This is a genomic window from Rhizobium sp. PRIMUS64 (genome assembly GCF_023006465.1).
Lineage (GTDB): Bacteria > Pseudomonadota > Alphaproteobacteria > Rhizobiales > Rhizobiaceae > Rhizobium > Rhizobium leguminosarum.
Genome location: NZ_JALBGX010000200.1, coordinates 1 through 9,198 on the forward strand (window position 1 = coordinate 1; position 9,198 = coordinate 9,198).

At 61.4% G+C, this 9,198-nt stretch carries 6 protein-coding genes and 1 pseudogene; 2 read left to right on the forward strand and 5 right to left on the reverse strand.

All coding sequences use genetic code 11. The features are described from left to right. The 4 genes and pseudogenes from MOV76_RS36830 to MOV76_RS36845 all read right to left on the reverse strand — a co-directional run. Positions 1-187, reverse strand: a pseudogene (locus MOV76_RS36830) (uracil-DNA glycosylase); the annotation flags it as partial. 68 nt (positions 188-255) lie between these two features. Beyond that, positions 256-1,548, reverse strand: a complete 1,293-nt coding sequence (locus MOV76_RS36835; RefSeq protein WP_247266398.1) for an Hsp70 family protein — start codon at positions 1,546-1,548, stop codon at positions 256-258. 219 nt (positions 1,549-1,767) lie between these two features. Then, complete coding sequence (locus MOV76_RS36840; RefSeq protein WP_247266399.1) at positions 1,768-4,884, reverse strand: efflux RND transporter permease subunit; 3,117 nt, start codon at positions 4,882-4,884, stop codon at positions 1,768-1,770. Then, positions 4,881-6,176, reverse strand: a complete 1,296-nt coding sequence (locus MOV76_RS36845) for an efflux RND transporter periplasmic adaptor subunit (protein ID WP_018446188.1) — start codon at positions 6,174-6,176, stop codon at positions 4,881-4,883. Before MOV76_RS36845 ends, MOV76_RS36840 begins: the two co-directional genes overlap by 4 nt. 306 nt (positions 6,177-6,482) lie before the next feature. Between MOV76_RS36845 and MOV76_RS36850 the strand changes: the two genes are divergently transcribed. Beyond that, on the forward strand, positions 6,483-7,361 hold the full coding sequence (locus tag MOV76_RS36850) for a phosphotransferase family protein (RefSeq protein ID WP_026230630.1): 879 nt from the start codon (positions 6,483-6,485) through the stop codon (positions 7,359-7,361). 10 nt (positions 7,362-7,371) lie between these two features. Here MOV76_RS36850 and MOV76_RS36855 read toward each other — a convergent pair whose 3' ends face one another. Continuing rightward, positions 7,372-8,160 carry an SDR family oxidoreductase gene (locus MOV76_RS36855; RefSeq protein WP_018241329.1) on the reverse strand — a complete coding sequence of 263 codons (789 nt, stop codon included), beginning with the start codon at positions 8,158-8,160 and terminating at the stop codon, positions 7,372-7,374. A 252-nt stretch (positions 8,161-8,412) separates the two neighbouring features. On the opposite strand from MOV76_RS36855, the gene MOV76_RS36860 reads away from it, so the two are divergent. Next, the coding region (locus MOV76_RS36860) for an NAD(P)/FAD-dependent oxidoreductase (RefSeq protein WP_247266400.1) at positions 8,413-9,198 on the forward strand (786 nt) is incomplete at its 3' end.

A 9,198-nucleotide genomic window follows, 5' to 3' on the forward strand; every position in this document is an offset into this window, starting at 1 on the left:
GTTCCCCAGCGGCAGGACGTTGCGGCTGCGCCTGTGCCGCCGCCGGGCGGCGGGCGGCCTTCATCGCCTCGAACTCGGCGAAACGGTCGATAGCCTCTTCCTCCAGCAGCCATTCCACGCCGGCATCCGCATGGAAATGCAGAAGCGCTGCAAGCTCGGCGGGGGAGAGGTCGTTGGCGGAGATCATGCGGCAAGCTTAGCGGAGTGACAGGGGCATTGAAAGGGTGGGCGGCAGATTGCCCGCCCTTGTCTGCTCTATTGCACAGTCCATTGCGCGATGTCCTCGCGTTCGCCGATCAGCGCCAGGCCGTGGGCGATCGACAACAGCTCGCCGCCGCTTTCGATCCGGTCGCGCTCGAAACGTTCGGTGAAGATGCGGCGCACCGCCGGCACGAAGGAGGTGCCGCCGGTGAGGAACACCTTATCGATCTCCGCAGGCTTCGTCTCGGTCTTGTCGAGCACGTCGTCCAGCGCGCCTTCGATGCGGGCGAGATCATCGGCGATCCAGCCTTCGAAATCGCTACGCTTGATGCTGCGATGTCCACCGCGACCAAGCGGCGCGAAATCGAAAGGCGCCTCCTCCGAGGCCGAGAGAGCCATCTTCGTTGCTGACACGGCCTGATAGAGCGGGTAGCCCTCGTCATGGTCGATGAGGTCGATGAAGATTTCGAGCTTTTCCGGTTCCAGGCTGGTGCGTACCAGCTTCTTCAGATCCTCGAATTCGCGCGTCGTCTTGAAGATCGACAGCTGGTTCCAGCGGCCGAAACTGGAATAGTAGTTGGACGGCACTTCGAGAATCTTGTCGAAGCTCTTGAAATGGCTGCCTTTGCCGATCAGCGGTGCGACGATGTTGTCGATCATCCTGTAGTCGAAGTGATCGCCGGCGACGCCGACGCCGGAATGGCCGATCGGTGTTGCCGTCAGCTTGCCGGCAACGGTCTCGAAGCGGATCAGCGAATAGTCGGTCGTGCCGCCACCGAAATCGGCAACCAGTACGGTGGCATCCTGCTTCAGGTTCTGCGCGAAGTAGAAGGCAGCGGCGACCGGCTCATAGACATAGTGGATCTCGGGAAAACCGAAGCGCGATAGCGCCTCATTGTATCGTTCGGTCGCCAACTCCGGATCGGGGCTGGCGCCGGCAAAATGCACCGGCCGGCCGGTGACGATACGGCTGACATCGGAAGGCCAGTGGTCGCCGGCATAGTTGCGCAGGCGCCGGACGAAGATCTCCATCAGATCTTCGAAATTATGCCGTTTTGCGAAGATCAGCGTGCCCTGGAACAGCGCGCTCGCCGCAAAGGTCTTGATCGACTGCAGGAAGCGGCATTCGCCGGGATTGTCGATGAATTGGCGGATCGCCGCATGGCCCGCCTCCACCTTCAGCGCCGAAGCGCCGAGCTGGGCATCCTTCATGAAGGAAAGCGCCGTGCGCATGCTGTCGGCCGTACCCTCCGTGCTCGTAAACGCCATCGAGCGCGTCGCCCCGCCATCCGCCATGGCGAGAACCGTATTCGTCGTGCCGAAGTCGAAACCCAGCGCCTGAGCCATGCCCGCACCTCTTCATGCCGATTGTTATTGGAGACGGAGCATCGCTCCGCGAAAGGGCGTCAGGACGCCCGGATTCAGGAGGGCGGGTGATGCCACAGAGGCGTGACACATTCAAGAGGAGCGGAAGTTGATGTGATCGCGGGCGCACTTCTTCTCCCGGTTGGAAGAAGAAGTGCGCCGCAAGGGTCAATCGGCAATGCCGAACTCAGAGGGCCGTCATCACTCGGCGGCCATTGCCCTTGCCTCCTGCACCTCCGGCTCCTCGACCTTCTTGTGGCCGATCAGTCGGCCGAGGAAGCTTCCGAAGCGGTCCATCTCGACGAAAATGACCGGGGTGATGAAGAGCGTCAGCATCTGCGAGACGATCAGGCCGCCGACGACGGCGATGCCGAGCGGCTGGCGCAGTTCGGAACTTGCGCCGGTGCCGAGCGCGATCGGCAGGGCGCCGAGCAGGGCGCAGAAGGTCGTCATCATGATCGGTCGGAAGCGTCGCACGCAGGCCTCGTGGATCGCCACCGTCGCCTTTTCGCCGGTCGTGCGCATGGTCTCCACCGCCACGTCGATCATCATGATCGCGTTCTTCTTGACGATGCCGATCAGCATCAGCAGGCCGATAAGGGCGATGATCGACAGGTCGAAACCCATGATATCAAGCGCCAGCAGCGCACCGAATGCCGCGGCCGGCAGACCGGACAGAATGGTGAGCGGGTGGATGAAGCTCTCGTAGAGTACGCCGAGCACGACATAGATGGTCAGCACCGCCGCCAGGATGAGGTATGGCGTATTGCCCTGAGACTGCTCGAAAATCTCAGCTGTACCGCCATAGGAGGTGAAAACGTCGGCCGGCATGCTCATTTCCGTCTTGATCTGGTCGATTGCCGCCGTCGCGTCGCTGAGCGAGACGCCTTCCGGCAGGTTGAAGGAAACGGTGGTCGAGACGAGCTGGCCCGTCTGGTTGATTGTTACAGGGCCGACCGTGCGCTCGACATGTGCGAAGTTTGAAAGCGGCACCAGGCTGCCATTGGCCGAGGCGACACGGATTTCCGAGAGCTTCTGGTCGTCCCAGGGCTTGCTCGTGTCGTATTCGACGATGACGTCGTAGCTGTCACCGGTAGACTGGATTTCCGCCGCTGCATATCCGCTGAAGGATTCCTGCAGCGTCGTGCGCAGCGTATCATTGTCGATCCCGTACGCGGCTGCCCGCTCGGTATCGATGACGATGTTGGCCTGCAGGGCGTTGTTCTGGGCGTCCGAGGTCACGTCGGTGAACAGCCGGTCCTTACGCATCGCCGCCTGGATCTTGCCGGCCCACAGGTTGGTCTGATCAGCACTCAGCGCCTGCACCACCAGCTGATATTGGCTGGCCGTCTGGCGACCGCCGAAGCGCAGGCTCTGGTTCGGTGTCACGAACGCCTGCAGGCCGGGGATCTTGTTGATCGCCGTGCGCAGCTCGCGCAGCGTCTGGTCAAGCGGCGCACGCTCCGTCTTGTCTTTGAGTTCGACGAACATCGAGCCGTTGTTCTGCGGTTTGTTGGGGTTGCCGCCGATCGTCGACATCACATGGTTGACCGCCGGGTTCGCCTTGACGACGGCTGCCGCCTGCTGCTGCAGCGCCGCCATGGCCGAATAGGAAATGTCCTGCCGGGCCTGCGTGCTGATCGTCAGGCGGCCGATATCCTCCTGTGGGAAGAAGCTTGTCGGCAGCGTCATGAAGAAATAGATCGTCAGTGCCACCGAGGCGAGGAAAACGCCGAGGATCGTGGGGCGGTGGCGAAGGCACCAGCCGACAGCCCTGTCATAGCCGCGCAGCGTCCGTTCGAAGCCGGCATCGAAGATGCGGATCATGAGCGGCGGGCGGCTCTGGTGGTTGGACAGACGCGAGGCGAGCATCGGCGTCACGGTCAGCGAGACGATTGCCGAAGAGATGATCGCAATCGCAACCACCATGCCGAATTCGTTGAACACGCGGCCGACAACGCCGCCCATCAGCAGGATCGGGATGAAGACCGCGATCAACGAAACCGACATGGAAATGATGGTGTAGCTGACTTCGCCCGCACCCTTGATCGCCGCTTCCCGCACCGGCATGCCATCCTCGACATGGCGCAGGATGTTCTCGAGCATGACGATGGCGTCATCCACCACGAGCCCCACCGCGAGCGTTAGCCCGAGCAGCGAGATGTTGTCGATACTGTAGCCGAGCACATACATGATGCCGAAGGTCGAGATCAGCGACAGCGGAACGGCAAGCCCGGGAATGATCGTTGCTGTCGCATGGCCGGTAAAGAGGTAGATGACGAGAACGACGAGGCCGATCGTTAGGAGCAGCGTGAACTTCACGTCGGAGATGGCATCGCGAATCGGCTTTGCGGCGTCATTCATGACGACCGTGTTGACGGAAGGCGGGATTTCGGCGTGAAGCTGCGGCAGCTTGGCGTTGATCGCATCGACGACATCGACCGTGTTGGCATCCGGCTGGCGCTGGATGGCGAGGATGATGCCGCGTTGGCCGTCATACCAGCTGCCGGTATATTGGTTCTCAACACTGTCTTGCACATCGGCAATATCGCCGAGGTGGATCGGCGCGCCGTTCGGATTGGCAATGACGAGCGAACGGAATTGTTCGGCGCTTGTGCGCTGCGTGTTCGCCGTGATGGTCATGCTCTGCGAATTGTTCTGCAGCGTTCCCACAGGCTGCTGGCTGTTGGCGGCAGCAAGCGCCTTGTTCACGGTGTCGATGCCGATGCCGCGGGTCAAAAGCTTGTTGGGATCGACCTCGACGCGCACGGCATAGGTCTGCGCACCGTAGACGCTGACCTGGGCAACGCCGGGAAGCGTCGAAAGCGACGGCGAGATGATGTTCTCGGCGATGTCGTCAAGCTTGCTGCGCGGGATGGTGTTGCTCTGCACCGAGAGCAGCATGACAGGCGCATCGGCCGGGTTCGTCTTGCGATAACTCGGCGGCGTCGTCAGATTGTCGGGCAGTTGCCGGGTGGCATGCGAAATCGCGGCCTGCACGTCGGCTGCGGCCGCATCGATATTACGACTGAGGTCGAACTGCAGCACGATGCTGGTGCTGCCGAGCGAACTGGAGGCGCTGATTTCGGTGATCCCGGGAATGGTCTCGAACTGCTTGATCAGCGGCGTCGAAACCGAGGTCGCCATCGTCTGCGGCGAGGCACCGCTCAACTGCGCCGAAACGTTGATGGTGGGAAAGTCGACCTGCGGTAGCGCTGCGACGGGTACGAGCTGATAACCGGCAAGACCGGCCAGAATGACGCCGATCGCAAGCAGAGTCGTCGCGACGGGGCGCTGGATACAGAAATTCGGGATCATTGCTGAGCTCCCACCGCGATCGTCTCGGATGGCTGCTGTTGCCGAGGCTCTTCGGCGGAGGCGACATCAAGCGTCTTTTCATCGAACTGCTCGTTGATCGCCTGCTGGTCGCTGAGCTGGCCCTGGCCCTCGACGACGACGTGATCGCCTGCCTGAAGACCCGATTCTATGGCGGTGAAGCCGCCGTTCGCGCGGGCAACGGTGACGGCCGTCAGATGCGATTTGCCGTCCTTGGCGACGAAGGCGAAGAAACCCTCCGGACCAGGGCTGACGGCAACCGTCGGCACCACCACTTGCTGTTCGTCATTGTTGAAATGCACGACGATGTTGACCGACTGGCCTGGCCAGAGCGCGCCGGAGGCATTCTCGAATTTCGCTTTGGCGAGGATCGTGCCCGAGGCCGTATCGACCGTGTTGTCGTAGAAGCTGATTTCGCCCTTTCGCACTTGCCCCTTGGTGGAATTGGGGGCGGTGCTGACCTCGACCGCACCGGCTGCCAAGGCGCTCTTCAGCTCCCTGAGATAGCGTTCCTGCAGGTGGAATTTCACGTAGATTGGATCGTATTTCGCAATAGTGACGATTGCCGCGCCGGCGCTGAGGAAAGCGCCCTTGCTGACAGCGATATCGCCGAGCCGGCCGTCGAAGGGAGCGCGGATATCGGTGTGCTCGAGCAAGATCTGATCGGAGGCCAGCGACGCCTTGTCGGCGTCAACAGTGGCTGCAGCGGTATCACGGGCGGCGACCGCCTGGTCGAGGCTTTGCTGGGTGCCGGCCTTCTGATCGAAGAGATCCTGTGCACGCGTTAATGCGGTCTCGGCTTCCGAAAGCGTTGCCGTGTCGCGCACGATCATCGCATTGTCCTTGTCGACGGTCGCCTTGGCCGTCCGGTCGTCCAGCTTGGCGATCAGGTCCCCGGCTTTGACCGTCGCCCCATCCTGCGCTTTGATGCTGACGATCAGGCCCTGTTCCTGTGCGGCAATGGTCGTATTGTCATCGGCATCGGCCCAGCCGGACGCCGTCACATCCATCGGCAGCGTCGTCTTCACGGCCGCGACTGTTTTGACGACGGTCGGGCCGCCACCACCGCGTCTGCGCCCGCCGCCCTGATGTTGCCCGCCATCTTGCCCCTGATCTGCCTGTGCCTGCTGCCCGCCGCCATTGCTGGTTTCCGGCTGCTTGATGAACTGCGAGAGGTAGGGAATGCGAGAGGCATAAGGGACCCGATTCCCGAATTGCCAGACGCCGACGGCGGCAACGGCGATAACGCTGATGGTGATCCAAAATTTCTTCATGGGCGATACCGGTCTTTGGGCAAGGTTGCGGGGGGCAAGGTTGCGAATTTATGCCCCGATTGAGCCACTTATATTGCGGCGCAAAAAAGACATAATTCCCGGGTCGCGATCACTAAGTGGTTATAACGGCTTAAATTTTTGTAATGAATATTCCGTAATATTCAAACTATACTAATATAGTCCCAGTGTAACCCGACGCCGTTTGACGGCGGAGGGCAGGCGGCTCGCGACAAGACGATGTCGATCCGTGCGCCGTCATTTGCCCCCCGCGAAGAACACGGAAAAAACCAGAGAAGGCAGGTCGTCATGACCGAGTTGGACGCCAGCGAATTTCGTTCTCTCATCATAAGTGTGTTTCCTGAACTCACGGCCTCCGTCTTCAAGCTGGCGGCGAAGGGCTGGGATTCGATGGCGGTCGACGTTGACGACACGCTGATCTTCAAGTTTCCTCGCAATCTCGGCGCGGAAAGAGCGCTTCAGAAGGAAGCCGCCTTGCTCGACATCGTTCGGCCGTCGTTGTCGATGGCGGTTCCAGACATGCGCATTCATGACGGGCCGCCGATCTTCTCCAGCCATGCCAAGCTCGACGGCGAACATCTCATCGCCGAAGATTACGATGCGCTTGGCGAAGGCGATCGTCAGCATCTCGCCGAAGATCTCGCCCGCTTTTACGCCGAGTTGCACGTGCTCGATGCCGATCGCCTGCGCTCGGCCGGTGCCGGCGCGATCCAGCCATGGCAATCGCCGGAGACGGTGCGAACGAGGGCTTTGCCGCTGCTGCCGCCTGACATCGAGAGCTTTGCCCAGGCCATCATTTCCGATTTCGAAGCCTTGCCGCCCGATCCTTACGGCAGCATCTACGGCTTCTTCGATGGTCATGGCTGGAACATGGCCTTCGACCATACGCAAAAGCGGCTGAATGGCATTTATGATTTTGGCGATTCAGGCTTTGGCCCGTTGCACCAGGAATTCATCTATTCGAACTTCATCTCGCCCGATCTGACCGCCCGCATCGTATCGGCCTATGAAATGCTGACTGGACGCAGGCTCGACCGGCGGCGCATTGCGATCCTGACGGGTTTCCATCGTCTTTCCGAACTCGCCGAATTTGCGGACGATCCGGCTTACGTCGAACAGATGATCCGAAGTGCAGCGACATGGGCGGCGGCGGTCCGCGTTGGCTGAGAGGAAATGGTCAGACGGATCGCGCCGCGCCGCCGTCGCAGCGGATGAGCGAGCCGGTGATGTAGCTTGCCGGCTGGCTGCACAGGAAGGCAGCGGTTGCGGCAAATTCCTCAACCCTGCCGTAGCGGCCGACCGGAATGCGCGCTTCCTTGTCGGTACGGATCTCCTCGAGGCTCTTGCCAGTCCGCTTTGCGGCCGCCCCATCGAGATCGTCGAGCCGCGCCGTCAGGATGCTGCCCGGCAGGAGCAGGTTGGTGGTGACGCCGAAGCTCGCCACTTCGGAGGCAAGCGTCTTGCTCCACCCGGCAAGGGCCGGGCGCAGCGTATTCGACAGCGCCAGATTGGCAATCGGTTCGATCACGCCGGATGAGGCAACCGTGAGGATGCGGCCCCAGCCCTGCGCCTTCATGCCGGGCAGCAGCGCATTGGTGAGCGTGATCACCCGAGCGACCATGGAGAGGAAATAGCTTTCGAGCTTTTCGCCCGTCATGTCCTCCGTCGTGCCGGGCGTCGGTCCGCCGGTATTGTTGACGAGGATATCGAGCCCGCCGAACTTCTCCTTCACCGCCGTCGTCGTCATTTCGACGAAGCGTTCGTCCCCGAGATCGGCCCAGATCCAGTCGGCCCGGCCTTTGCCTTCGCTATTGATCGCCTTGCAATTGGCGTCCAGCTGTTCGCCGCTGCGCCCGCAGAGCAGCACGTTTGCGCCTTCCCGCGCCAGCGCCACGGCGATGCCGAGGCCGAGGCCGCGCGAAGAGGCGAGGACGAGTGCCCGTTTGCCCTTGATGCCGAGATCCATGATTGTCCTCCGAACTGTCAGAGCGATGTATAAGGCGCAAGCAGCGGAAAAGGAAAGGGAATGTGACCGGTTCGGCAGCGTTTGATAATTGACGTTGACGTAAACGTTATGTAATTCTGCCTCACGAGACGTCATCATTGTGCGAATTGGAAGATTGGCTGTCGTATCCCGGCTCGACAATGCTTTCTCGTTTTGACAAGAAAGTGCCATGACGGGGATGACGGCCGCGTGCCGCCAAGCGGAGACGAGTGAATGACCGAGACGACTGAGCTGCCCGAACGCGAGAGCATGGAATTCGACGTGGTGATCGTCGGCGCCGGTCCTGCCGGTCTTGCGGCGGCGATCCGGTTGAAGCAGGTCAATCCGGAGCTCTCCGTCGTCGTGCTGGAGAAGGGCGCGGAAGTCGGCGCGCATATCCTCTCGGGCGCCGTGGTCGACCCGATCGGCATCGACCGGCTGTTGCCTGGCTGGCGCGACGAGGCCGATCATCCGTTCAAGACCAAGGTCACATCAGATCACTTCCTGCTGCTCGGTCCGGCCGGCTCTGTTCGCCTGCCGAATGTGCTGATGCCTCCCCTGATGAACAATCACGGCAACTACATCGTCTCGCTTGGGCTCGTCTGTCGCTGGCTGGCGACCAAGGCCGAAGAACTCGGCGTCGAAATCTATCCGGGTTTTGCAGCAACCGAGGTGCTCTACAATGACGAGGGTGCCGTCATCGGGGTCGCCACCGGCGACATGGGCATCGAGAAGAACGGCGAACCCGGCCCGAACTATACCCGCGGCATGGAACTGCTCGGCAAATATGTGCTGATCGGCGAGGGTGTGCGCGGCTCGCTCGCCAAGCAGCTGATCGCCAAGTTCGATCTGCAGAAAGACCGTGAACCGCAAAAATTCGGCATCGGCATCAAGGAGCTCTGGCAGGTGAAGTCCGAGAACCATCGGCCGGGCCTGGTGCAGCACTCCTTCGGCTGGCCGCTCGGCATGAAGACCGGCGGCGGCTCCTTCCTCTATCACCTGGAAGACAATCTGGTGGCG